Here is a 22850-nt window from a genome sequence, read left to right on the forward strand (position 1 = left end):
TTTCCGTATGGTGGGTGCCGCTGCTTCGGGGGCTCCCCTCAACCTCGGCCGGGCCGAGGGGGTGATTTGAGGAGAAACCCCCAAGCCGCGGCGGGTGCTGCGGGCTCAGCGGGCTCCGCCGAGGAAGTCGATGAGCAGCCGGTTGACCTGCTCCGCCTCGTCGTGGTGGACCCAGTGCGATGCGCCCTCCAGCCGCTCGACGGCGACCAGGTTCGGCACGTCCTCCGCGTGCGGCTCGGCGAGGCCCTGGCCGAGGAAGCGGTCCTGCTGGCCCCAGATCACGAGGGTCGGGGCGGTGACGGTGAGCACCTGCTGCTTCGACCCCAGCCGCACGGCCGCGCGGTAGTAGTCGATCATCCCGGTGGCCGCGCCGTCCTGCGACCAGGCCTCGCGGTAGCGGTCCAGCTCGTCCTCGGTGTAGGCCGGCTGGGCGTCGCGGAAGAACCGGGTGAAGAACGCCCAGTCGTCCTTGGCGGCGTGACGCTCCGGGGCGCCCATCAGCTGGAAGTAGAAGAAGTACCAGCTGCGCTCGAGCTGCCGCGGGCTCTTCAGTCCCTCGTTCAGCTTGCGCGGGTGGGCGGCGTTCAGGATGACGAGCCGCTCGACGACATCCGGGGTGTTCATCGCCAGCGTCCAGGCGATCGAGCCGCCCCAGTCGTGGCCGACGACCGTCGCCGTCTCGCTTCCGAGCGCGCGGATCAGCGCCGCGATGTCGGCGGCGGGCTGGTCGGCCGTGTAGTCGGTGAAGTCGGCCGGCTTGGACGACAGGTTGTAGCCGCGGAGGTCGGGAGCGACCACCCGGTAGCCCGCCTGCACGAGCGGCGCGATCTGGTCGCGCCAGCCGTACCAGAACTCCGGGAAGCCGTGCAGCAGCAGGACGAGCGGGCCGGCGCCGGCCTCCACGTAGTGCAGCGTGACGCCGTCGCCGACCTCGGCGAAGCCGTCGCGGAGGTCCGCGCCGATGCCGAAGGCGGAGGCGGAGGTGGTGAGTGTCGTGTTCATGATCGGTCCCCTTTCCAGAGGTCTCGGTTGATGGCAGCAATGCTCGTCGCCGCGGGAACCCGTCGCGCCCGGGTGACCCCCGGGTCCGGGCCCCGGCGCCTCCCTTGCCGCCGCGGGCGACAGTCCCTAGGGTCGGGTGGGCGATGAGGATCGACGACGAGCCCGACGCGCTGCCCGGCAGGCGCGACGAATGCGTGCGGCTGGACGACCTGCTCGCGCAGGCGTCCTCCGGCCGGAGCGCCGTGCTGGTGCTGCGCGGCGAGACGGGCGTGGGCAAGACGGCGCTGCTGGACTACGCGGTGCGGCGGGCCGCCGGCTTCACCCTCGCCCGGGCGACCGGGGTCGAATCGGAGTTCGAGCTCGCGTACGCGGTCGTCCAGCAGCTCTGCGCGCCGTTCCTCGACCGCGCCGCCGGCCTCCCCGAGCCGCAGCGGGAGGCGCTCGGCGCGGCGCTCGGCTCGCGCGGCGGGGAGCCGCCCGATCGTTTCCTCGTCGGGCTCGCCGTGCTGGGGCTGCTGGCGGAGGTCGCCGAGACGGGCCCGGTGCTCTGCGTCGTGGACGACGCCCAATGGGTGGACACGGCGTCGGCGCAGACCCTCGCCTTCGTGGCGCGGCGGCTCGCGGCGGAGCGCGTCGCGCTGGTGCTCGCGGTGCGCGACGCGGATGACACGGCAGCGGCGGAGTCGGACCCGGCCCGCGACGTGTACGACGGTCTCCCCACGCTCCCGCTCCACGGGCTGGCGGACGCCGACGCGGAAGCGCTCCTCGACTCGGTGACGGCCGGTCCGCTCGACGACCGGGTGCGCGCCAGGATCGTCGCGGAGGCGCGCGGCAACCCGCTGGCCCTCCTGGAGCTGCCGCGGGACCTGGACGCCGCGGAGCTGGCGTTCGGGAGCGGCCCACGGGACAGGGCGGCGCTCCCCGGCCGGATCGAGCGGGGCTTCGCGCGGCGGCTGGACGGGCTGCCCGCCGACACCCGCTGGCTGTTGCTGATCGCCGCGGCCGACCCGTCCGGCGACGTGGCGCTGCTGTGGCGGGCCGCCGGGCGGGCGGGGATCCCGGCGGACGCGTCCGGCCCCGCCGAGGAGGCGGGGCTGCTGGAGCTCGGTGCGCAGGCGCGCTTCCGGCACCCGCTGATGCGGTCCGCGGTCTTCCGGGCGGCGACGGACGCGGAGCGCCGTGCCGCGCATCGGGCGCTGGCGGAGGCGATCGTCGGGGAGGCCGACGCCGACTACCGGGCCTGGCACCGGGCCGGGGCGGCGGCGTCGCTGGACGAGGAGGTCGCCGCCGAGCTGGAGGCGTCGGCGGCCCGGGCGCGGGCCAGGGGTGGCTGGGCCGCGGCCTGCTCGTTCCTGACCCGCTCGATGGAGCTCACGCCCGACCCGGAGCGCCGGGCGCGGCGCGCGCTGGACGCGGCGGACGCGCGCCTGCAGGCCGGAGCCCCCGACGCCGCGCGCGCGATGCTCGCGCTGGCGACCGGAGGCCCGCTGGACGACCGCGTCCGGGCGCGGGCGCAGCTGCTCGGCGCCCGGCTCGCCTTCGCCTCCACGCGGGGCAGGGAGGCGCCCGCGCTGCTGCTGAGCGCGGCGAAGCGCTTCGAGCCGCTCGACCCGGCCACCGCGAGGGACACCTACCTCGACGCGTTCACCGCCGCGCTGTTCGCCGGCCGGCTCGCCGACGGCGGGGCGGCGCTGGACGACGTCGCCGCCGCGATCTCGGCGGCACGCCTCGGCGACGCGGAGGCGCAGGGGGCGGCGTGCGCCCTCCTGCTCGACGGCTTCGCCGCGGTCGTCCGCGACGGGTACGCCGCCGGCGTGCCGCTGCTGCGCCGGGCGCTCGACGCCCTGCGGGCCGACCCGCTCGGCGACGAGGATGCGCTCCGCTGGCTGTGGCCGGCCTCCCGCGCGGCGCGCGCCGTCGGCGACGACGTCAGCTGGAGCGAGCTGACCGCGCGGCACGTCGACCTCGCCCGGCGCACCGGCGCGCTGGCGATGCTGCCGATCGCGCTGACCGAGCGGTTCACCGTCGAGCTGTTCCTCGGCGACCTCTCGGCCGCCCTGGCGGTCGCCGCGGAGGCGGACGCCGTGGCCGCCGTCACTGGGCGCGGCCTCAGCCCGCACATCGCCTTCCTGCGGGCGGCTTGGGGCGGCAGGGAGGCGGAGGCCAGGGCGCTGCTCGACGCGAGCCGCGCGGATGTGGCGTCCCGCGGCGAGGGGCTCTGGCTCGCCGGGACCGAGCTGACCACCGCGGTCTTCCTGAACGCGTTCGGCCGGTACGAGGAGGCGATCGCCGTGGCCGAGCGGGCCGAGGCCCATCCGTACGAGCTGGGGCTGTCGACCTGGGTCCACCCCGAGCTGGTCGAGGCGGCCGCGCGCCTCGACCGGCCGGACCGGGGTGCGGACGCCCTGGCCCGGCTCACCGAGATCGCGGAGGCCTCCGGCACCGACTGGGCGCTCGGCGTCCTGGCGCGCTGCCGGGCCCTCCTCGCCGCGGACGACGAGGCGGAGGGGCTGTACCGGGAGTCGGTGGAGCGCCTCGAGCGCACCAGGATCCGGGTGGCCCTGGCACGCACCCGGCTGGTCTACGGGGAGTGGCTGCGCCGGCAGGGCCGCCGGGTGGACGCGCGCGAGCAGCTCCGCGCCGCACACGCGTTCTTCCGCGAGGTCGGCATGGAGGGCTTCGCCGAGCGGGCCCGCCGGGAGCTCGCGGCGACCGGCGAGACCGCGCGCGCCCGTTCGGTCGACACGGTCAACGACCTGACCGAGCAGGAGGCGCTCATCGCCCGCCTCGCCGCGGACGGCCGCAGCAACCCGGAGATCGGCGCGCAGCTGTTCCTCAGCCCGCGCACCGTCGAGTGGCACCTCGGCAAGGTCTTCACCAAGCTCGGGGTGACCACCCGACGGGAGCTGCGGGCCACCGCGGCGGGACCGCGCGGCCGCGGGCTCGGAGTGCTGTGATCCGGCTCGGAGCGCTGTGCGGCTGCCGGAGCGCCCCGCGGTCGGCTACGTTCGCATCATGAACGTGACGCCCGGGTCCCCCGTCGACGGCTCTCCGCCGGCCTGCTGCTCGCCGCGGGCGGGGTCGTGACGGTCGCGGGAGCCGTCTGGGTGCTGATCGCGCTGGCGTCGCTCGACGACGCAGCGCGGTCCGCGTCCACGCTGCCAACGCTGCCCGTCCACACGTACGCGCAGTACACCAGCGCCGTGACGCCCGACGACACCGGAGTCGTGCTGGGCGTGGTCGTGCTCGTGCTGGGCGTCGCGCTCCTCCTGGCCGGAGCGCTCGGCTCGGCCAGGAGGGCGCGGGTCGCCTGACTACTGCTGGTCGTCGCCGCCCCGCTCGTCGCGCTCGGCGCCGCCGGTGAACAGCAGCCCCTTCGGCGTGACCGAGGTGAGCCCGGGGATCGGCGCGAGGGTGCCGTCCTTCAGGTTCAGGCGGGCGAGGGAGGTCGGTCCGCTGTCGGGCGTGATCGTCGAGACGGCCTCACCCGGCTGGAACGGCCCGGTGATCTCCAGCACGGCGTCGTGGGCCGGGTCGGTGGCCCAGAGCGTGCGGTGCGCGGCGGTCGCGAACGCGGTGTCGTCGAGCGGCTGCGCGACCGACAGCACCTGGATGCCGTGCCCGGCCGCGTCGTCCCGGTCGCCCGGGGTGAGGAACAGCAGCTGCTGGTCGCCCTGCGAGTCGAGCAGGAAGGAGCCGGCGAACCGGCTGCTGGAGCGCGGGACGACCGTGTTGGAGTCCGGGTCGGTGAGGGCGAGCTGGACCTTCTGGCCGGCGGTCGCGGTGTTGGCGCTGGTCGCCACGCTGTTGTCGAACAGGACCGGCGTGAGGCGAGCGGTCGTGCCGTCGAGGACGACGCGGTAGGCGGCCGGCCCGTTCGGGACGGTCGGGTTCGACGCGCTCACGATGATGGAGCCGCGCGAGACGGAGATCGCGTCGGTGCCGCCGCCGTGGGTGAGTCCCTGGTAGGTGTAGCGCACCGCGGCCGCCGCGCGCGGGTCGAGGGTGAGGAAGCTGGAGTTCCCGTCCTCGTTCGCGGTCAGCAGGAGGCGGTGGTGCTCCGGGTCGGCGGTGAGCCCGTCGACCTTGCCGGTGACCGACCACGACCGGCCGGGGACGCCGGAGAGGCTGTACTGCTGGATGGTGGAGGCGGTGGCGCCGGACGGCGCGGCCTCGCCCAGCGGCCCGACGCCGTTCTGGAAGGTGACGTAGATCGAGTCGCCGAGACGGGTGATGTCGTCCGGGCTGGTCTCGGCGCCGATGGCGGGGAACGAGTGGACCGTGAAGGCGGTGTGCGCCGGGGCCGGGCTGGGCGTGGACGCGGCCGCGGGGAGGGCGACGCCGACGGCGGCCGTCGACGCGGCGACGCCGGCGAGGAGGAGGCAGGCGCGCGTGCGCGTGAACGAGGGGAACGGCATGGTGGGTCCTTTCGGGGTGACGGCGTCCGGGGGAGACGGCTCCCACGCTAGACAGCGCGTCCCCCGTCCGAGGGCCCCCGTCGGGTGAACAGCTGGCAAACGCGCCTGAAGAAGCTCAGAGACTCGGCGCCGGAGGCGGGGGCGATTCTTAGCGCGCGCTTGGAGTCGCATCCCTAGCGTTCGAGAGGTCCGACCCGATCAGCCATCCGACCCTCCGAAGGAGCCCCATGACCGAGCCGAGCCATCCCGTCCTGCGCGAGAACAAAGTCCCTGAGCCCACCGCGTCGTTCTGGGCCATCAAGATCCTCGCCACCACCGTCGGGGAGACCGCCGCCGACCTCCTCGCCTCGAGCCTCCACCTCGGCACCCAGGTCACCTCGGTCGTCATGGCCGCGGTCTTCTTGCTGGTGTTCGTCGCGCAGTTCCGGAGCCGCCGCTACATCCCCGCGCTCTACTGGCTGGCCGTCGTGCTGATCAGCGTCGTCGGGACGCTCATCACCGACAACCTGACCGATGGGCTCGGCGTCCCGCTGATCGTGTCGACCGTCGTGTTCGGCGTCGCGCTGATCGCCACGTTCGCCGTCTGGTACCGCGTCGAGCGCACGCTGTCGATCCACGACATCGTGACCCGCCGCCGGGAGGCGTTCTACTGGCTCGCCGTGCTGTTCACGTTCGCGCTCGGAACGGCGGCGGGCGACCTCGTCGCCGAGCAGCTGGACCTCGGCTACCTGGTGTCGGTCGGCGTGTTCGCCGCGGCGATCGCGCTCGTGGCCGTGGCGCATTCCGTGTTCCGGCTCGGCCCGATCGTGGCCTTCTGGATCGCGTACGTGCTCACCCGGCCGCTCGGCGCCTCGCTCGGCGACCTGCTGTCCCAGCCGACCTCGGACGGCGGCCTCGGGCTCGGCACCATCGTGACCAGCCTGATCTTCCTTGCGGCGATCGTCGTGCTGGTGGTGTACCTGACGATCACGGGCCGCGGGCGCACCCCGTCGGTCGAGGACCGGCTGGACGAGGGCGAGCGCGTCGCGGCCTGACCTCCCGCGCAGGCAATGCGCCGACGCCCGGACACCGCCCCGAGGGCAGCGTCCGGGCGTCGGTCGTCCCCGCTACTTCAGCGTCATCGTCTCCATCCCCAGGTAGGTCTTCGCCGCCCAGGAGGCCGGGTCGTCCGCGAAGTGCCGGCGGATCGCGCCGTCGCGCAGGGCGTTGTCGAGGGCCATCATGATCATCGACTGGTCCAGCACGAGGCGGCGGTGGCCGATCGCGCCCGTCGCCGGGTTGACGGCGTCGTAGAAGCCGCCGTCCGGCGTGTAGCTGCCCGGGTAGAGCGTGCGCAGCTTCTGGATGTTCGCGAACGCGTCCTGCGGGAGCACGCCGAGCGCCGTGAACGACGCGTGCGGCGTCACGGTGCTCTCGTTCGCGCAGCCCGGGCACTGCGCGAGCGCCTGGCCGGCCGGGAACTTCTGGCCTGCTGCGCCGTAGACGCCGTAGCCGCCGGTGTCGTCCGGCGTGCTCGACGGCGACATCCCCCAGACCGGGAAGCCGAGGGTCTCGGTCGCGTACTTCTCCTGCACCTGCGCCGTCCTCACGTCGGCCAGCCCGAAGCCGTTCTGGCCCCAGGTGGTCTCCGGCACGATCTCGTTCGCGAGCATCGCCTCGAACATGCCGCCTCCCCAGGTCGGGAGGAAGGTCAGCGACGTGCCGGGGTAGGTGTAGTGGCCCTCCCAGACGTTGAAGGCCTTTCCGCTCTGCGGGTCGGTGTACTTCTGCCAGTCGCCGGCGACCGGCCACTGGCCCTGCCAGGAGAAGTCCGGATCCGTCGGGCACTGCTTCGGCGGGAGGGTGCGCCAGGTGCGCCACCAGACGTCGCCCGGCATCTGGTGCAGTCCCATGCCGATGTACATGGCGATGCGCGGGTCGCTGTAGATCGCGCCGTTGTGGTAGCCGGCCGGGCCCTGGTCGGCGTAGTAGCCGCCGTACATCTGGCCGGTCGGCTGGTTGCCCGCGATGGCCGGGTTGGTGTTGCAGGCGGTCTGCGCCCGGTCGTCGTAGAAGATCGAGAAGTCCATCGGCTGGATGAGCGCGTCGATCTGCTTCCGCAGCTCGGGCAGCGCCTGGCGCGCGACCAGCAGGCCGGACGCGTACCAGCCGTTGTCGACCGCCGAGAGGAACGAGCAGTTGTCCTGCTTCGGCGTCGTCTCGGTGGAGCAGTCGGCGGCGCCGGGGTTCAGGATGGTGTGCCCGTTGCCGGTGTCGTACCACTGGAACAGGAAGCCGTGCGAGCGCTTCAGCGTGGCGACGGTGTCCAGCGTCGAAGAGATCAGCGCGCGCTCGCGCGGCCGAGGGATGATCCCGAGGTCGCCGGCGGAGACCACGGCCTCCAGGTAGACGCCGATGTTCGCGGCGGAGGTGTAGGCGCCCCGCGTCGTGCCCGGACCGAGGTTGTCGAGCGGGAGGTGGGTGACCGGGTCGGTGTCCTTCTCGAAGAACGCCCAGGTGTCCTTCGCGACCTGGAGGAGGGCGGACTTCTGGGCGACGGTGAGCGGCGCCTGCGCGCTGATGCCCTGCATGCCGGGCGCGCCGTGGGCTCCCGCGCTGTCGGGCGCGGGAGCGGCTATCGCGGTTTGGGCCGTCGCGAGGGACGCGACGGCGAGGACGGCCGCGGCGGCCGCCCGGGCGATCGCGGTGGTGCGGCGTGAGCGCCGCGGCGGATGGGATCTGGTCATGGGACTGTCTCCGTTTCGTGTCGTCGTTGACCACCGCCCGGCGGGTGGTGCGTCCGCGGGGCGATCACCCCGCGCACCGTATGCGCATACATTCGAGGACGCAAGACCCCGTCCCGACGGATCCGATCGGGACGACGAGCGACTACGACCCCGAACGCAGCGTCTGCGACGGCAGCACGCCGAACGTGGCGCGATAGCGGCTGGCGAACCGGCCCGGGTTGAAGAACCCCCACGCCGCCGCGACCTGGGAGACGGACGTCCGCTCCGGCCGGCTCGCCGCGAGCTCCCGGTGGGCGCCGTCGAGTCGGGCGCGGGCGAGGTACGCACCCGGACTGGTGTCCAGGTGGTCGCGGAAGCCGCGGCTGAGGGTCCGCGTGTTCGCGCCGACGGCGGCGGCGACATCGGGCACCGTGATCGGCAGGTGGGCGTTCTCGTCGATGAACTGCGCCGCGCGCCGGATGGTCGCGGGCGGCGCGGGGCGCGGCGGCGCGTCCAGCGCCTCCCGGTACTGATGGTCGGTCGCCAGCAGCAGCCCGGTCATGACGGCGTCCGACAGCTGCGCGGCGAACAGGGCGTTGGCGACCAGGCCGTCGTCCCGTTCCAGCCTGCCGAAGAGCGCGCCCGCCAGCTGCGCCCAGTCGGCGCCGCGGCCGCTACGGAGGTCGAGGAGGTCGGGGAAGCGGATCTCGCCGACGCCGTCGACGCCGAGCATGCGGCTCAGCCCCGCCTCCAGGGCGCCCCGCTCCATCCGCAGGTGCAGGGAGCGCGCGCCCTCGGCCCAGCCGGCGGCGTCGACCGCGTCGGCCAGCCCGATGACCGCCGCCGCGTCCGGCGTCGCGGCGTACTCCCGCGAGCCGATGCGATGCCCGATGGTCCCCCGCATCGGGAGGGTCACGCCGTAGGAGCCGCCGAGGCCGCGGAACGCGATCGACACCTGCGTGCCGAAGCCGACCAGGCCGAGCGACAGGGGCCCGATCCTCGTGCCGACGATCCGGACCTCGAAGCCGGTCCCGCGCCCGTCCGGTCTGATCGCGCCGCCGTAGAACATCTGCGAACCGACGAACCGGGCCTCGTCCACGTCGGCGGTCGCGAAGGCCGACATCCGCCCGTCGGCCAGCGCCAGGTCCCGATCGCCGCCCGGAGGCTCGTGCGCCTCCGCGACCTCGCCCTGAACCGACTCCATGCGCAGCAGTATGCGCTTCGCGCGCGCGATCGGCACCGGTGCGGCGGCGCCGGGCGGCCTGTGCTCGTTCAGGCTGCGAGCTCCAGCGCCGACCACGCGCGGCGGAGCCCCTCGCGCGCCCGGTAGGCCAGGGCGGCGGCGGCGTTGGGCGTGATGCCGAGGACACCCGCCAGCTCGGACGCGGTCAGCTGCTCGACCTCGCTGTACCAGAGCGCCGTGCTCCAGCGCTCGGGGAGCGAGCCGAGCAGGCCGGCGAGCCGCGACCGCTCCCAGACGCCGTCCTGGTGGTCGTCCGTCCACGGCTCCTCGTAGCCCTCGGGGTCGTCGACCGCGATCTCGTGGCGGGAGGCCGCCCACGACGCTGCGGCGTTGCGGATCGTGGTGTAGAGGTAGCCGCGGAAACCGCGTTGCGGGCCGCGCCCGTTGCGGAGCGTCCGGTAGATGCGGGTGAACGCCTCCGAGACCAGGTCGTCGGGGTCGAAGGCGGAGGTGGCGGACGAGGCGTAGCGCCGGCCGGCGGCGGCGTGGCGGCGCCACAGCTCGGCGAAGGCGGCATTGTCGCCTGCTCGGCTGCGGGCGACCAGGTCGTCGTCGACGGCGGTGTCTGCGAACGGGCGCATGGGTGGTTCCTTCCGGGAGGAGCCGTGCCCGGTGGGTGGGGCGAGCCGCCGCGGGACGGGAGATCCGCGTGCTCGCCGTCCGGGACGGCTGTGTCGGAAAGAAACCTACGAGCGGGGCGCGGGGGCCGGACAGCCGATCCGGGACAGCGTTCCGGCCCCTTTCGGACAGCGGACACTGCCGGACAGGCGGACACTGCCGGACAGGCGGACACTGCCGGATAGGCGGACACTGCCGGACAGGCCGTCGCGCCGGATTCGGACAGGCCGACGCTACGGACGGCGTCAGCCCAGGTCGCCCCGTTCGGCGCTGGCCGTCAGCCGGGCGAGGAAGGCGGAGACGGCGGCCGATTGCTGACCGTCGAGCCGTGCGGCGATGTCGAGCATGCGGCGGTGCATCGCGGTCAGGGTGTGCCGGACCTCCTCGTCCGCCCCCGGGGTGGCGCGGATGGTGAGGCTGCGGCGGTCGCTCGGGTGCGGGTGGCGGGAGACGTGCCCGGACGCGGTGAGCCGGTCGAGCATCGCGGTCACCGACGACGACGTGATGCTCAGGTGTGCGCCGAGTTCCGCGGGCGTCGCGTGGCGGCCCTCGGCCTCGGCCTTGAGCAGGAAGCGCAGGGCCTTCAGGTCGGCCTCGCCCATGCGCATGGACTCCCGCGTGCGGCGGCGCATCGCCTGCTCGGCGGTGCGGTACTCGCGCAGCGACGCGATGACCCGAACGGCGTGCGGCGGCGCGACGTCGTACCAGGGCGTGTCGCTCATCGGGTCGATCCTAGTGCGAGGACCGGATGCCTGCCTGCTGCTTCTTCGACGCCGTGTCGGCGGCGGGCGTGTCGAGCTGGTCGACCGCGTCGCGGAGCCGGTCGATGAACTCCACGACGGTCTCCGCGTCCTCCGGCGAGAGATCGGACGCGATCTCCACCAGCTCCTCGCGGACGTCGCCGAGGATCGCCCGCTGGACCTCGTCGGTCGGCATGGTCGGAACGATGATGAGCGCCCGGCGGTCGAACGGGCTGGGGGAGCGCTGGATGTGCCCGGCCTTCTCGAGCCGGTCGAGCAGCACCGTGATGGAGGAGCTCTGGATGCCCAGGTAGTCGGCGAGCTCGCGCGGGCCGACCGTCTGCCCGCGCTCGCTCGCGCGGAGCAGATAGCGGAGGGCCGAGATGTCGTTCTCGTTCATCCGCATGGCCTTCTCGGAGCGGCGCTGCATCGCGCTGTCGGCCGCGCCGTACGCGCGGAGGTGCTCCAGGACCTCGATGGCCCGCTCGCGATCCGTCTCGGCGCTGTACCAGTAGTGGGGCGCCGGACTCGTCTTGTCCGTCGTCATGGAACAGATGATAGACCATCTACAAGCTAGAGAGCCTAGAGACTAGCTGGCTGCGACACTCCGGCCGGTGCCGCGGTCGCGGCGGTCGCGGTACTCGCCGAGGTCGGTGGGCTCCTCCGTCACGAGCAGTCCGCTGGTGCGGCCGGCCATCTCGACCATGCTGCTGAGCCAGGCCGTGTTCATGCTCCCGACGTCGGCACGGTCGAAGTCGTAGCGGATCGGGATGGCGTTGTCGATCCACAGCGACCGCCGCGCCGGGCCACCGGGCTCTCCGCCCTTCCAGCTGATCAGGAACGGCTCGCGCCGCCGCAGCTTCGTCGTGATCGCGGCCTGGAGGTGCGCCAGCGCCCGGTCCTCGAAGTCGATCCTCTCGCCGTCGTAGATCAGCGTTCCCATTGCGTCGTCCCTCCAGTCGTCTGCGTGCGGGATGAGCCTAGTGGAAAGCTAGTGAATCTAGCTACGTGAGTTCCTAGATGCTCGAATGCCGCAATCACTTAGCAGGTCGGCGGCGCGGAATCAACCCCCCTCCCGAAACTTGCCTCGGCGACCGATTAGCTAGAAGCTCTAGTTACTTCATCGATCGTCCTGGCCAGGTCCGGCCCGGAAGACACGGTTCGACCCGAAAGGATTGTCATGACCATCGCGGTAAAGGCAGTTCGCCCCCTTCCGCACCGCGCGGAGACCCGGGTCCGCCGGGGTCGCCTCGCGGTCGCGGACTCCGCTCCCAGCGAGCACCTCGCCTGGCGCCAGCCGGTCGCCGGGCTCTGGGTCGCCGAGACTCCGTCAGCCTACCTCGGCATGATCGAGGAGACCGGCGAGGGCTTCGTCGCGTCGGCCGCGGACGGCCGGACGCTCGGTGTCTACCCGGAGCTCGCCGAGGCGAGGATCGCGGTGTACGCGAACTGGTTCCGGCCGGCGAAGTCGCCGGGTCTCCTGGCGGCGGGGCTCGCAGTGGCGGGACTCTTCGGGTGGCTACGGCGCACGGCCTGAGCGACGCCGCGGCGGAAGGCAAGGCCCGGGTGAGCGACGGCAAGGCCCAGGTCAGGAAGGCTGCCCGCACGGCGGGCGACAGCAAGCTACTGGAGATCCCCGCACGAGTCGGGTTCGCGGCGAGCGGGCTGGTCCAGCTCCTGCTCGGCGGCCTGGCCGTCCAGCTCGGGGCCGCGCACGTCGGCGAGGCCGACCAGACCGGCGCCCTGGACGAGGTGGCCAAGATCCCCGGCGGCTTCATCGTGCTGTGGGTCTCCGCGATCGGCCTGTTCGCCCTCGCCCTGTGGCTGCTGACCGAGGCGGTGCTGGTCAGGGCGGGATCGGCCGGCGACCGTTGGCTCCGCCGCGGGCAGCACCTGAGCAAGGCCGTGGCCTACGCCGTGCTCGGTCTCACCGCTCTGGCCTTCGCGCAGGGGCATCCCAGCCACGCGAGCGCAACGACTCGCCAGGCCAGCGCGGGCCTCCTCGCCACGCCGGGAGGCCAGCTGCTGCTCGGCGCGCTCGGGCTGGTGACCTGCGCCGTCGGCGGGTACTTCCTGGTGAAGGGCGTCCGGCGCCGGTTCCGGAGCGACATCGACGTGCCTTCGGGCGCCGCGGGGCACGGGATCGTCGTGCTCGGGGTGGTCGGCTACGTCGCCAAGGGAGTGGTGGTCGCCCTGGCCGGGGTCGCCTTCATCCTCGCGGCGATCCGCGCGCAGGCCGCCACGGCGACCGGCCTCGCGGGCGGCCTGGCCGCGCTGCAGCAGCTCCCGCTCGGCGGTGAGATCGTCGTCGTGCTCGGGCTGGGGCTCATCGCCTCGGGGATCTACAACGTCGCGCGGGCCTGGCTCGCGCGATTCTGAGCCGGCCGGCGCGGTTCTGAGTCGGCACCGCGTCCGGTCCGGCGGGCTGCTCAGCCGGTGGACGCGCGGACGACGAGCGCGGCGGGCAGCTCGGCGGGCTCCGGCGCCTCGCCGCCGTCGATGAGCGAGACCAGCAGGCGGGCCGCCACCGAGCCGAGGAGGTCGCCCGGCAGGGCGACGCTGGTCAGCGCCGGGGCCGTGACGGCGGAGGCGGGGAGGTCGTCGAAGCCGGCGACCGCGATGTCCTCCGGCACCCGCAGCCCGGCGCGGGCGCACGCCGCGAGCACGCCGTGGGCCAGCGTGTCGGAGGCCGCGATCACCGCGGTGGCTCCCGCGGCCCGCCAGGCCGGCAGCGAGGCCTCGGCCGCGGCCATCGCCTCGGCGATGTCCGGGCGGCTCCGCACCCGCGGCGTGGTCAGGAGCGTCATCCCGCGGCGCTCGGCCTCCGCCTGCAGCAGGGTGCGGCGCAGCTCGTAGGTCGCGGCGGGCGTCGAGCCGTCGAGGTAGCCGATCACGCGGTGGCCGCGCTCGGCCAGGTGCGCGATCAACGCCCGGACGCCGGAGGCCAGGTCGTAGTTGACCGCGGGAGCGCGGTCCTCCAGGCCGGGAGCGTCCAGCAGTACGAGGGGGACGCCGGCGGGCGCGTCGTCCAGGAACTCGACGGTCGGTGCGGAGACGAGCAGCCCGGCGGGCCGGAGCGCCGCGAGCCTCCGGACATCCGCGACGGTCGGCTGGGCGCCGGTCGGCGAGGCGAACAGCAGGAGCTGGAAGCGCTCGCCGAGGGTCTCCTGCACGGCGTTGATGACGCGGCCGAAGAACGGGTTGGGGAGGTCGGGCGCCAGGAGCACCACCACGTCGCTCGTGCCGCGGGCCAGCGCGCTCGCGGTGCTGTCGACCACGTAGCCGAGCTCGCGCACGGCGGCGCGAACGCGCTCCGCGTTCTCGTCGGAGATCCGGCCGCGGTGCTTGCCGTTGACCACCAGCGAGACGGCGGCGATGCTCGTCCCCGCCCGCTCCGCGACCATCGCCGCGGTGACCCGCTTGCGCGGCGGGGGAGGGGGCGGCGTCGACATCCGCCCATGATATCGGGGACCCCTCCGGTTGCGCGTCAAACGCTTTACGTCTATCGTGTCAAGCGTTTTACGTTCCTCGAAGAAGCGGAGGCTCCACCCGATGGAGAAGATCATCCTCGACTGCGATCCCGGTCACGACGACGCGATCGCACTCATGCTCGCCCACGGAAACCCGGAGATCGAGCTGCTCGCCGTGACCACCGTGGCGGGCAACCAGACCCTCGACAAGGTCACCCGCAACGCGCTGTCCGTCGCGCGCGTCGCCGGCATCGCCGGCGTCCCGTTCGCGGCGGGCGCCGACCGCCCGCTGGTGCGCCCGATCGAGGTCGCGCCCTCCATCCACGGCGAGTCCGGCCTCGACGGGCCCGTCCTCCCGGAGCCGCTGATCGAGCTCGACGGCCGGCACGCGGTCGACCTCATCGTGGAGACCGTGATGGCCCACGAGCCGGGCACCGTCACGCTGGTCCCGACCGGTGCGCTGACCAACATCGCCCTCGCCGTGCGCCACGAGCCGCGGATCGTCGAGCGGGTCAAGCAGGTCGTCCTGATGGGCGGCGGCGTCCACGTCGGCAACTGGAGCCCGGTGGCCGAGTTCAACATCGTCATCGACCCCGAGGCCGCCGACATCGTGTTCAGCGCCGGCTGGAAGGTCGTCATGGTCGGGCTCGACCTCACCCACCAGGCCCTGGCGACCCCGGAGGTCCGGGAGCGCATCGCGGGCGTCGGCACCGCGCCCGCGCGCTTCGTCGGCGAGCTGCTCGACTTCTTCGGGCACACCTACTCGGAGGCGCAGGGCTTCGACAGCCCGCCCGTCCACGACCCGTGCGCGGTCGCTTACGTGATCGACCCGACGGTCGTCCGCGCCGAGCGGATGCCGATCGCGATCGAGACGCAGGGCAGGCTGACCACCGGCATGACCGTGGCCGACCGCCGTGGCCCCGCTCCGGACGACTGCACCACCTGGGCCGCCCTCGAGCTCGACCGCGACCGCTTCTGGGGTCTCGTGGTGGACGCGCTCGAGCGGATCGGGGACCCGGAGGCCGCGACCGCCGCGACCGCCGCGAACGGAGCCGTCGCGTGACCGCCCCCGTCCTCACCTCCGCCCCGACCGGCCGTCCGGTCCGGATCGCCGCGCTGACCGCGGCCCTCCTCGCGGCCTGCGTCGCGTTCCAGCTCAACGCGAGCATGCTCAGCCCCGTCCTGGTGACGATGGCGCGCGAGCTGCACAGCGACGACGCCACGATCGGCCTGTCGCAGACCCTGTTCTTCACGGTGGCCGCGGTGTTCTCGCTGTTCCTGCCGCGGCTCAGCGACATCTTCGGCCGCAAGCGGGTCCTGCTCGGGATGCTCGCCGTCATGTTCGCCGGAAGCGTCGTCGCCGCGCTCGCCCTCAACGTGGAGATGCTCTTCGTCGGCCGCATCGTGCAGGGCGTCGCCGGACCGGTCGTCCCGATCTGCCTGCTGATGCTGCGCTCCGAGATCTCCGACCCGCGCCGCGACGGCGCGGCGATGGGCCTCCTGACGGCCGTCAACGGCGGCATCGCCGGTGTGGACGCGATCGCGGGCGGCTGGCTCGCCACGGCCTTCGGCTTCCGCTCGGTGTTCTGGGCGATCGCCGCCGTCACCGTGGTCGCCGTGGTGATGCTCGCCGCCTGGGGCGTCGAGTCGCGCCCGTCGGCCGGCGTCCGGATGGACTGGTGGGGCGTGGTCCCGCTCGCCGTCTCGCTCGGCGCACTGCTGACCGGGCTGAACGAGGCGGGCAAGCTGTCCGCCGCGAACTGGCCGCTCGTGATCGGGTCGCTGCTGGTGGCCGTGCTCGCGTTCGCCGCGTTCTGGGCGATCGAGAACCGGCGGAGCGAGCCGCTCATCCCCACCCCGTACCTCAAACCGCGCTCCACCTGGGCGCTCCTGCTCACCACGCTGCTGACGATGACCGGCGTCTTCGCCGTGGTGAACGGCCTGGTCACCTCCATCGCGCAGAACCCGGACGCAGGGTTCGGAATGGCGCCCGACGTCGCGTCGCTCGCCTTCCTCACCCCGTACGCGCTGGTCGGCTGGGTCGTCGGCCCACTCGCCGGCCGGCTCGCCCCCACCCTCGGCTACCGCCGCATCCTCCGGATCGGCCTCGGCGGCAGCGTGATCGGGACGCTCATCATGGCGTTCGTGGGCGTGCACTCGCTCCCGGTGCTGATCGCCGCGACCGTGCTGCTCGGCATCACCTACGCCGGCATAGCGAACATCATGCTGAACGGCCTCGGCATCGTGCTCTCCCCGGCCGCGAACCCCGGCTTCCTGCCCGGCCTGAACGCGGGTGCCTTCAACCTGGGCGCCGGGCTGAGCTTCGCGCTGCTGCCGGCGATCCAGATCGCCACCGGGGCGACCGGGCACTCGACGACCGGCTACTCCGCCGGGATGGTCCTCGGCGCCGTCATCACGGCCGCGGCGTTCGCTGTGTCGTTCCTGATCCCGCGTCCCGTCTCGGCCGAGGTGGCCGCCCCCGAGGCGACCAGATGACCCGCGGCCGGATCGTCGTCGTCGGCTCGCTGAACGCCGACCTGGTCGTCCGGACCGAGGCCTTCCCCCGCGCCGGCGAGACCGTCGCGGGCGGCGACCTGCGGATCGGCGCGGGCGGAAAGGGCGCCAACCAGGCGGTCGCCGCCGGCCGGCTCGGGGGCGACGTCGCCATGGTCGGAGCGGTCGGCGCGGACGGCAACGGCGACCTGCTGCGCTCGGCCGTGGCGGCCGCCGGTGTGGACGTCTCCGCCGTGAGCGTGCGCGAGGACGTCCCGACCGGGACCGCGCTGATCACCGTGGACGCGCACGGCGAGAACACGATCGTGGTCTCGCCGGGGGCCAACGGCACGCTGACGCCGGCCGACCTCCCCGAGCGGGTCTTCGACGGCGCCGCGGTGATCGGCCTCTGCCTCGAAGTGCCGGACGCCACCGTGCGCGCCGCGGCCGAGCGCGCCCGCGCGGCCGGAGCGACCGTCGTGCTGAACCCGTCCCCGTTCGGGCCGGGAGCCCGCGAGCTCGTGCCCGTCGCCGACGTGCTGCTCGTGAACGAGGGGGAGGCGGAGGCGCTCCTCGGCCTCCCGTCCGGCGCGGTCGCGTCCGACGGCGCGTCGGTGCGCGACGGCTTCGCCGCGCTCGGGATCGCACGCGCCGTGGTGACGCGCGGGGCGGACGGCTGCCTGATCGTCGACGGCGCGGCCGACCCGGCGCACGTGGCCGCGATCCGGGTCGACGCCGTCGACACGACCGGCGCCGGCGACGCCTTCATGGGCGCGCTGCTGCTGCGCCTCGCGGACGGCGCGTCGCTGATCGAGGCGGCGCGCTTCGCGGTCGGCGTCGGCGGCTACGCGGCCGCGCACGCGGGCGCGCAGGCGTCGTACCCGACGGCGGGGGAGCTGGCGGGGTTCCTGGCGGAGCGGGGGGTCTGAGCGGGGCGGCCGCCACCGCCTGACCCCGTCACGCCGGATGCCGCGACACCGCCGCCAGCGGCACGTGCCAGCGGAAGCGCAGGGACAGCATCCGGAAGGCGAACACCAGCGCCGCCACCGCCGCCTCGGTCCACGGGTTGTAGCCGTGCAGCGACCAGACGACCACGATGAGGGCCGCGCCGAGCATCGCGGGGACGGCGTAGAGGTCGTGCGGGTCGAAGAGCTGCGGGTCGCGGTTGGCGACGACGTCGCGGAGGAGGCCGCCTCCCACGGCCGTCGTCACGCCGAGGACGCCGGCCGCGATCGGGTTCGCGCCGTGCTCCAGCGCGATGACCGTCCCCGTGATGCAGAACAGCGCGAGGCCGCCGCCGTCGAACACCAGCAGCGTCCGCGGGAGACGGGCGACCGTGCCCGACAGGAAGAAGACCAGGACGGCGGCCACGACGGGCGGCGCCAGGTAGACCGGGTTCGCGAACGCGTTCGGCGTCACGCCGAGGATCACGTCGCGGATCACGCCTCCGCCGAGGCCGGTCAGCGAGCCGAGCAGCAGCGAGCCGATGATGTCGAAGCCGCGCCGGGCGGCCAGCAGGCTGCCCGAGATCGCGAAGAAGAACGTGCCGAGGAGGTCGAGGACGAGAGGCGCCAGCATCAGCCGACCATATCCTCCCGCGCGTCCTCGTCGCGCTGCATGAACTGGTAGCGCTCCAGCCGGATCCGCGCGTGCAGCCAGCTGGTCACCGCGCGCGTCCCGGGGCTCCGCCGCACCTGGTCGAGGAAGGCGTTGAAGTCCTGCAGCGACGAGAAGGCGATCGTCGCCACCAGGTCGAACCGGCCGACCGTGCGCGCCATGAACTCGAGGCCGCGGCGGCGGGAGATGAGCTCGATCAGCTCGTCGTCCGCGCCGTCGAGGTTCACGCCGACGCCGAAGACCAGACCGCCGATGGAGTCGGTGCGCTGGCCGAGCGCGCCGATCCGCATGATCCCGGAGTCGACGAGGTGGTGCAGCCGGGACCGGACCGCGGTGATCGAGAGGCCGGCGTGCCGGGCGAGCTCCCGGTAGGGCGCGCGGCCGTCGTGCTGCAGGATCTGGATGATCGCCCCGTCGGCGTCGTCCAGCTCGATCCCCGGTCCCTCCGGCTCGGCGCCGAGGAAGAAGCTGTTGAGCACGTGGTCGTAGATGAGGTGGCGCGCGTCCAGCACCCCCGGCAGGCCGCGGATCGTCTTCAGGATCGCCTGGAGCTCGCCGAGCGTGCGGACGTGCACCTCGACCACGAGCTGCTCGGGGCCGACGGTCTCCGAGATGAAGACGGTGGCGACGCTCGCGGTGATCTCCTCGACGACACGGTCGACGTCGCCGCTGATCCGCATGGCGATGTGGGCCATGACGTTCAGGCCGAAGAACCGGGGATGCACGGCGGCGACGATCCGCAGCTCTCCGGACTCCAGCAGCGGCGAGATGCGCGCGGCGATCGCGGGCCGCGGCACCCCGAGCTCTCTGGCGAGCTCGGCGAACGAGAGCCGCCCGTCGGTGCGCAGCAGCGCCAGGGCTTCTTCGGTGATCGAATCCATAAAATCCTTCGACGCTGGAGGTCTCACTAAATGCTATGGACTGGCTTGTCTCTGTCAATATACGCGAACAAATGCGAACCGGAGCGATCAATTTATCTATTGAACGCAATCCAGAACGAAAACATGATTTGACGGGGCCGTCAGACTCCCTGCACACTGAAGTCGCCGACGCCGGTGGCGCCCGGTTTTTGCCCAAAGGAGTGTGCAAATGAAGAAAGCCGCAGCATCGATCTGCCTCGCCGCCGCGCTGGCGGTCACCCTCGCCGGATGCGCGTCCGGCAGCGACGCCGGAACCGCTTCCGGCGGCACGAAAAGTTCCTCCGCCGGCCCCGCCGGCCTGATCCACCCCGGCAAGCTCACGGCGTGCATCGACCCGGAGTACGCCCCGCTCGAGTACTACAAGAACGGCACGGACGGCGACATCGTCGGCTTCGACGCCGACGGCATCCGCGCCCTCGCCAAGCACTGGGGCGTGCAGGCCGACCTCGTCGTCACCTCGTTCGACGGTCTCATGCCGCAGCTCCAGTCGAGCGCCTGCGACGTGATCTTCGGCGGCCTCTACATGACGGACGCCCGCCTCCAGGTCGCCGACGCGAGCGCTGTGATGAAGGCCGGACCGACCATCATCACCACCCCGGCCCGCGCGGGAAAGATCACCAGCAAGACCGACCTGTGCGGCCTGACCGTCGCGGCGCAGGCAGCCTCGTCCAATGCGCTCACCATCAAGGCGCTCTCGGACACCTGCACGAGCGACGGCAAGAAGGCGATCAACCTCGTGGAGTACCCCAAGACCGCGGAGACCGTGCTCGCCGTCGTCAACGGCAAGGCCGACGCGCTCGCGGAGACCAACGTCGCCGCGGCCTACATGGTCACCCAGAACAAGGGCCAGCTGAAGATCGCGCCCAACGTGCTGGAACTCGACACCACCTTCGGCGTCTTCAGCCGCAAGGGCGACGCGCTGTCGCCGTCGATCGCGAGCGGCCTCGCGGCCCTGCGCGCGGACGGCACGCTCGCCGGCATCGCCAAGCAGTACGGCCTCGACCCGGCCATCACCGAGGTCAAGTAGGCACCTGGCGAAACGGAAAGGCGAGTCCCATGGGTTTCGATCCCCAGATCTTCTTCCAGCAACTGCTGAGTCCCTCCTACCTGGTCGGAGCGCTGCTCTCGATCGGCGTGGCGTTCGTCTCGCTCGTGATCGCCACCGTCATCGGCTTCGTCGTCGCCCTCGGGCGCACGGGGAAGTCGAAGGCGGGGCGCATCCCGGCGGGCGTCTACGTCTGGTTCTTCCGGGCGATCCCGGCGCTGCTGGTGCTGCTGATCATGTGGAACGCCCTTCCGCAGCTCATCCCCGCGCTGCGCTCGGACTGGTACTCGCCGTTCGTCGCCGCGTCGATCGGCCTCGGACTGGTCGAGGCGGCGTTCATGGCGGAGATCATCCGCTCCGCGCTGCTGAGCGTGGACGACGGGCAGGCGCTGGCCGGCCGTGCACTCGGCATCAAGCCGGCCGGCGTCATGCTCCGGATCGTCCTGCCGCAGGCCATCCGGATCGCGCTGCCGCCGACCACCAACGAGTTCATCGGGCTGATCAAGTACTCCTCGCTCGCGTCGGTGATCTCCCTCCGGGAGCTGCTGACGACGGCGCAGGTGGGCGTGAACATCACGTTCCGCTACGCCGAGTACTACGCGGTTGCGATCATCTACTACCTGGTCATCGTCAGCGTCATCACGCTGATCCAGACCCTCATCGAGCGCCGGTTCGCGTGGATCTCGGTCAAGACCGAGAAGAAGCGCAAGACCGTCGCCGTCCCGGCAGGAGGACTGTCATGACCACGGCCACGACGACCGGGGTTCTGCCCACCCTGCAGGTGACCGACCTGCACAAGGCCTACGGCGGCAACGAGGTCCTCAAGGGCGTCGAGTTCGCGGTGCGGAAGGGCCAGGTCAAGGCGGTCCTCGGGCCCTCCGGCTCCGGCAAGTCGACCATGCTGCGCCTGATGGCGCTGCTGGAGCCGGCGGACCGCGGCGAGATCGCCCTGCACGGCAGCCGGATCGGCCGCAGCGCCGACGGCCGGCACCTGCCGGAGCGGTCGCTCGCCGTGCAGCGCCGCGACATCGGGATGGTGTTCCAGAAGTTCAACCTGTTCCCGCATCTCAGCGCCGCGCGCAACGTGGCGATGGCCCTCACCGCCGTGCAGGGCGTCAAGCGGCACGAAGCGCTGGAGCGGGCGCACGCCATGCTCGACCGGGTCGGCCTCTCGCAGCGCGCGGGGCACTACCCGTCGGAGCTCAGCGGCGGCCAGCAGCAGCGCGTCGCGATCGCGCGGGCGCTGGTGCTGGAGCCGGACGTGATGCTCTTCGACGAGCCGACCTCCGCGCTGGACCCGGAGCTCGTCGGCGAGGTGCTCGACGTGATGGAGAACCTCGCCCGCGGCGGGATGACGATGATCGTGGTCACCCACGAGGTGCGCTTCGCCCGCCGGGTCGCCGACGAGGTCACGCTGTTCGACAGCGGCGTGATCGTGGAGCAGGCCTCTCCGGAGGAGTTCTTCGACAACCCGCAGCACGAGCGCACGCGCCGCTTCCTCAGCCACGTCCACTGAGCCCGGCCGCCGTCCGCCCGTCCCTCCCTTCCCTCCCGAACGAGGAGTCAGCATGACCGAATCAGCTTCAGCGCGCCCGATCGTCGTCGCGGTGTGCTCCGATCTCGACGAGCTCGACATCCGCCCGCACCTCGACCGGATCGCGGCCGAGGGCCACACCGTCCGGTTCCTGACCGGCTGGGACCGCGACGCGATCCTCGCAGAGGCCGGCGACGCCGACGCGCTCATGCTCGGCTACGGCGTGGTCGACGCCGACGTGATCGACGCGCTCCCGCGGCTGGGGATGATCGCCCTGGCCTCCATGGGGTTCGACAACGTCGACCTCGCAGCCGCCGGGCGCAGGGGCGTCGCGGTCTCCAACATCGTCGGCGCGGCGACGGAGGAGGTCGCCACCCACGCGCTCGCCCTCACGCTCGACGCGGTACGCGGGATCAGCGCGTACGACCGCTCGGTGCGCGCCGACGGCTGGGACCTGGAGTCGGTGCCGGTGCAACCGCGGCTCAGCGGCCGGACGCTCGGCGTGGTCGGGCTCGGCCGGATCGGCGTGGCCTACCTGGAGCGCGCCCGCCCGCTGTTCGGCCGGATCGTCGGGCACGACCCGTTCCTGCCGGACGACCGGGTGCGGTCGCTCGGAATCGAGCCGGCCACGCTGGACGAACTCCTGCGCGTCGCCGACGTCGTGTCCCTGCACCTGCCGCTGACCGAGCAGACCCACGGGCTGATCGGCGCGCAGGCGCTCGCCGCGATGAAGGAGGACGCCGTGCTGGTCAACGTCAGCCGCGGCGGCCTGATCGACTCCACGGCCCTGCGCGACGCGCTCGACCGCGGCCGGCTGCGCGCCGCCGCCCTCGACGTGCTGGACGAGGAGCCGCCCGGCGCCGGTCATCCCCTCCTCGGCCACCCGCGGGTGACCCTCACCCCGCACGCCGGCTTCCGCTCGGCGGAGGCACTGGAGGACTACGTGCGCCTGCAGGCCGACAACATCCTCGCCTGGGCCAGGACCGGCGCCGCGCTGACGCCGGTCCCCGCCCTCGGCTGATCCACCCGTTCCCACCAGAAAGCC

At 73.0% G+C, this 22850-nt stretch carries 23 protein-coding genes; 12 read left to right on the forward strand and 11 right to left on the reverse strand.

Annotation, left to right across the window (positions count from 1 at the left end):
* Nucleotides 1-105: 105 nt before the first annotated feature.
* On the reverse strand, nt 106-1002 hold the full coding sequence (locus HNR13_RS05320) for an alpha/beta fold hydrolase (RefSeq protein ID WP_179604796.1): 897 nt from the start codon (nt 1000-1002) through the stop codon (nt 106-108).
* 143 nt (nt 1003-1145) lie between these two features.
* Between HNR13_RS05320 and HNR13_RS05325 the strand changes: the two genes are divergently transcribed.
* Complete coding sequence (locus HNR13_RS05325; protein ID WP_179604797.1) at nt 1146-3959, forward strand: helix-turn-helix transcriptional regulator; 2814 nt, start codon at nt 1146-1148, stop codon at nt 3957-3959.
* 126 nt (nt 3960-4085) lie between these two features.
* Nucleotides 4086-4316, forward strand: coding sequence for a hypothetical protein (locus tag HNR13_RS05330; RefSeq protein WP_179604798.1), 231 nt, complete (start codon nt 4086-4088; stop codon nt 4314-4316).
* Here the strand turns inward: HNR13_RS05330 and HNR13_RS05335 are convergent, their stop codons facing one another.
* Nucleotides 4317-5420, reverse strand: coding sequence for a hypothetical protein (locus HNR13_RS05335; RefSeq protein ID WP_179604799.1), 1104 nt, complete (start codon nt 5418-5420; stop codon nt 4317-4319). It lies immediately after the preceding gene.
* A gap of 227 nt (nt 5421-5647) precedes the next feature.
* On the opposite strand from HNR13_RS05335, the gene HNR13_RS05340 reads away from it, so the two are divergent.
* Nucleotides 5648-6454 carry a COG4705 family protein gene (locus HNR13_RS05340; protein ID WP_179604800.1) on the forward strand — a complete coding sequence of 269 codons (807 nt, stop codon included), beginning with the start codon at nt 5648-5650 and terminating at the stop codon, nt 6452-6454.
* A gap of 72 nt (nt 6455-6526) precedes the next feature.
* On the opposite strand, the gene HNR13_RS05345 is transcribed toward HNR13_RS05340, so the two are convergent.
* From HNR13_RS05345 to HNR13_RS05370, 6 genes are all read right to left on the reverse strand, one after another.
* Complete coding sequence (locus HNR13_RS05345; RefSeq protein ID WP_179604801.1) at nt 6527-8146, reverse strand: glucoamylase family protein; 1620 nt, start codon at nt 8144-8146, stop codon at nt 6527-6529.
* Between the two features lie 142 nt (nt 8147-8288).
* Complete coding sequence (locus tag HNR13_RS05350; protein WP_179604802.1) at nt 8289-9329, reverse strand: AraC family transcriptional regulator; 1041 nt, start codon at nt 9327-9329, stop codon at nt 8289-8291.
* Between the two features lie 68 nt (nt 9330-9397).
* Nucleotides 9398-9949 carry an RNA polymerase sigma factor gene (locus HNR13_RS05355; RefSeq protein ID WP_179604803.1) on the reverse strand — a complete coding sequence of 184 codons (552 nt, stop codon included), beginning with the start codon at nt 9947-9949 and terminating at the stop codon, nt 9398-9400.
* Nucleotides 9950-10231: 282 nt separating this feature from the next.
* Nucleotides 10232-10708, reverse strand: coding sequence for a MarR family winged helix-turn-helix transcriptional regulator (locus HNR13_RS05360; protein WP_179604804.1), 477 nt, complete (start codon nt 10706-10708; stop codon nt 10232-10234).
* A 10-nt stretch (nt 10709-10718) separates the two neighbouring features.
* Nucleotides 10719-11273 carry a MarR family winged helix-turn-helix transcriptional regulator gene (locus tag HNR13_RS05365; protein WP_179604805.1) on the reverse strand — a complete coding sequence of 185 codons (555 nt, stop codon included), beginning with the start codon at nt 11271-11273 and terminating at the stop codon, nt 10719-10721.
* 42 nt (nt 11274-11315) lie between these two features.
* Nucleotides 11316-11669: a DUF7882 family protein gene (locus tag HNR13_RS05370; RefSeq protein WP_179604806.1), complete on the reverse strand. Its 354-nt coding sequence runs from the start codon at nt 11667-11669 to the stop codon at nt 11316-11318.
* A gap of 237 nt (nt 11670-11906) precedes the next feature.
* Between HNR13_RS05370 and HNR13_RS05375 the strand changes: the two genes are divergently transcribed.
* On the forward strand, nt 11907-12263 hold the full coding sequence (locus HNR13_RS05375) for a hypothetical protein (RefSeq protein WP_179604807.1): 357 nt from the start codon (nt 11907-11909) through the stop codon (nt 12261-12263).
* A complete protein-coding gene (locus tag HNR13_RS05380; RefSeq protein ID WP_179604808.1) occupies nt 12242-13105 on the forward strand; it encodes a DUF1206 domain-containing protein in 864 nt (287 codons plus the stop codon). The genes HNR13_RS05375 and HNR13_RS05380 overlap by 22 nt, the downstream gene beginning before the upstream one ends.
* Nucleotides 13106-13155: 50 nt before the next feature.
* Here HNR13_RS05380 and HNR13_RS05385 read toward each other — a convergent pair whose 3' ends face one another.
* Nucleotides 13156-14178, reverse strand: coding sequence for a LacI family DNA-binding transcriptional regulator (locus tag HNR13_RS05385; protein WP_246312719.1), 1023 nt, complete (start codon nt 14176-14178; stop codon nt 13156-13158).
* Between the two features lie 100 nt (nt 14179-14278).
* On the opposite strand from HNR13_RS05385, the gene uriH reads away from it, so the two are divergent.
* From uriH to HNR13_RS05400, 3 genes are read left to right on the forward strand one after another with little or no spacing between them, the layout of a single operon-like run.
* Nucleotides 14279-15259, forward strand: coding sequence for a uridine-preferring nucleoside hydrolase UriH (uriH, locus tag HNR13_RS05390; protein ID WP_179604809.1), 981 nt, complete (start codon nt 14279-14281; stop codon nt 15257-15259).
* Nucleotides 15256-16692 carry a uridine transporter UriT gene (gene uriT, locus HNR13_RS05395; protein ID WP_179604810.1) on the forward strand — a complete coding sequence of 479 codons (1437 nt, stop codon included), beginning with the start codon at nt 15256-15258 and terminating at the stop codon, nt 16690-16692. The genes uriH and uriT overlap by 4 nt, the downstream gene beginning before the upstream one ends.
* Complete coding sequence (locus HNR13_RS05400) at nt 16689-17618, forward strand: ribokinase (RefSeq protein WP_179604811.1); 930 nt, start codon at nt 16689-16691, stop codon at nt 17616-17618. The genes uriT and HNR13_RS05400 overlap by 4 nt, the downstream gene beginning before the upstream one ends.
* A 28-nt stretch (nt 17619-17646) precedes the next feature.
* Here HNR13_RS05400 and HNR13_RS05405 read toward each other — a convergent pair whose 3' ends face one another.
* Both HNR13_RS05405 and HNR13_RS05410 read right to left on the reverse strand, forming a co-directional pair.
* Nucleotides 17647-18267, reverse strand: coding sequence for a trimeric intracellular cation channel family protein (locus HNR13_RS05405; RefSeq protein WP_179604812.1), 621 nt, complete (start codon nt 18265-18267; stop codon nt 17647-17649).
* Nucleotides 18267-19187, reverse strand: a complete 921-nt coding sequence (locus tag HNR13_RS05410) for an Lrp/AsnC family transcriptional regulator (RefSeq protein ID WP_179604813.1) — start codon at nt 19185-19187, stop codon at nt 18267-18269. Before HNR13_RS05410 ends, HNR13_RS05405 begins: the two co-directional genes overlap by 1 nt.
* 208 nt (nt 19188-19395) lie before the next feature.
* Between HNR13_RS05410 and HNR13_RS05415 the strand changes: the two genes are divergently transcribed.
* The 4 genes from HNR13_RS05415 to HNR13_RS05430 are packed head-to-tail and all read left to right on the forward strand — an operon-like array spanning nt 19396 to nt 22826.
* Nucleotides 19396-20253, forward strand: a complete 858-nt coding sequence (locus HNR13_RS05415; RefSeq protein ID WP_179604814.1) for a transporter substrate-binding domain-containing protein — start codon at nt 19396-19398, stop codon at nt 20251-20253.
* Between the two features lie 29 nt (nt 20254-20282).
* Nucleotides 20283-21014, forward strand: a complete 732-nt coding sequence (locus tag HNR13_RS05420) for an amino acid ABC transporter permease (RefSeq protein WP_179604815.1) — start codon at nt 20283-20285, stop codon at nt 21012-21014.
* The gene (locus tag HNR13_RS05425; RefSeq protein WP_179604816.1) at nt 21011-21787 is read left to right on the forward strand and encodes an amino acid ABC transporter ATP-binding protein; all 777 of its coding nucleotides are present in this window, start codon (nt 21011-21013) and stop codon (nt 21785-21787) included. Before HNR13_RS05420 ends, HNR13_RS05425 begins: the two co-directional genes overlap by 4 nt.
* Before the next feature lie 52 nt (nt 21788-21839).
* The gene (locus HNR13_RS05430) at nt 21840-22826 is read left to right on the forward strand and encodes a C-terminal binding protein (protein WP_179604817.1); all 987 of its coding nucleotides are present in this window, start codon (nt 21840-21842) and stop codon (nt 22824-22826) included.
* The last annotated feature ends 24 nt before the right edge of the window (nt 22827-22850 follow it).

This window comes from Leifsonia shinshuensis (assembly GCF_013410375.1).
Classification (GTDB): domain Bacteria; phylum Actinomycetota; class Actinomycetes; order Actinomycetales; family Microbacteriaceae; genus Leifsonia; species Leifsonia shinshuensis.

Excerpts from the sequence above, each read along its gene's own strand:
- HNR13_RS05365 (WP_179604805.1), bottom strand. The coding sequence starts at position 11,273 with ATGACGACGGACAAGACGAGTCCGGCGCCCCACTACTGGTACAGCGCC.
- HNR13_RS05420 (WP_179604815.1), top strand. The coding sequence starts at position 20,283 with ATGGGTTTCGATCCCCAGATCTTCTTCCAGCAACTGCTGAGTCCCTCC.
- HNR13_RS05425 (WP_179604816.1), top strand. The coding sequence starts at position 21,011 with ATGACCACGGCCACGACGACCGGGGTTCTGCCCACCCTGCAGGTGACC.
- HNR13_RS05415 (WP_179604814.1), top strand. The coding sequence starts at position 19,396 with ATGAAGAAAGCCGCAGCATCGATCTGCCTCGCCGCCGCGCTGGCGGTC.
- HNR13_RS05360 (WP_179604804.1), bottom strand. The coding sequence starts at position 10,708 with ATGAGCGACACGCCCTGGTACGACGTCGCGCCGCCGCACGCCGTTCGG.
- HNR13_RS05375 (WP_179604807.1), top strand. The coding sequence starts at position 11,907 with ATGACCATCGCGGTAAAGGCAGTTCGCCCCCTTCCGCACCGCGCGGAG.
- HNR13_RS05345 (WP_179604801.1), bottom strand. The coding sequence starts at position 8,146 with ATGACCAGATCCCATCCGCCGCGGCGCTCACGCCGCACCACCGCGATC.
- HNR13_RS05340 (WP_179604800.1), top strand. The coding sequence starts at position 5,648 with ATGACCGAGCCGAGCCATCCCGTCCTGCGCGAGAACAAAGTCCCTGAG.
- HNR13_RS05400 (WP_179604811.1), top strand. The coding sequence starts at position 16,689 with ATGACCCGCGGCCGGATCGTCGTCGTCGGCTCGCTGAACGCCGACCTG.
- HNR13_RS05370 (WP_179604806.1), bottom strand. The coding sequence starts at position 11,669 with ATGGGAACGCTGATCTACGACGGCGAGAGGATCGACTTCGAGGACCGG.
- HNR13_RS05355 (WP_179604803.1), bottom strand. The coding sequence starts at position 9,949 with ATGCGCCCGTTCGCAGACACCGCCGTCGACGACGACCTGGTCGCCCGC.
- HNR13_RS05320 (WP_179604796.1), bottom strand. The coding sequence starts at position 1,002 with ATGAACACGACACTCACCACCTCCGCCTCCGCCTTCGGCATCGGCGCG.
- uriH (WP_179604809.1), top strand. The coding sequence starts at position 14,279 with ATGGAGAAGATCATCCTCGACTGCGATCCCGGTCACGACGACGCGATC.
- HNR13_RS05430 (WP_179604817.1), top strand. The coding sequence starts at position 21,840 with ATGACCGAATCAGCTTCAGCGCGCCCGATCGTCGTCGCGGTGTGCTCC.
- HNR13_RS05405 (WP_179604812.1), bottom strand. The coding sequence starts at position 18,267 with ATGCTGGCGCCTCTCGTCCTCGACCTCCTCGGCACGTTCTTCTTCGCG.
- HNR13_RS05385 (WP_246312719.1), bottom strand. The coding sequence starts at position 14,178 with ATGTCGACGCCGCCCCCTCCCCCGCCGCGCAAGCGGGTCACCGCGGCG.
- HNR13_RS05325 (WP_179604797.1), top strand. The coding sequence starts at position 1,146 with ATGAGGATCGACGACGAGCCCGACGCGCTGCCCGGCAGGCGCGACGAA.
- HNR13_RS05410 (WP_179604813.1), bottom strand. The coding sequence starts at position 19,187 with ATGGATTCGATCACCGAAGAAGCCCTGGCGCTGCTGCGCACCGACGGG.
- HNR13_RS05350 (WP_179604802.1), bottom strand. The coding sequence starts at position 9,329 with ATGGAGTCGGTTCAGGGCGAGGTCGCGGAGGCGCACGAGCCTCCGGGC.
- HNR13_RS05335 (WP_179604799.1), bottom strand. The coding sequence starts at position 5,420 with ATGCCGTTCCCCTCGTTCACGCGCACGCGCGCCTGCCTCCTCCTCGCC.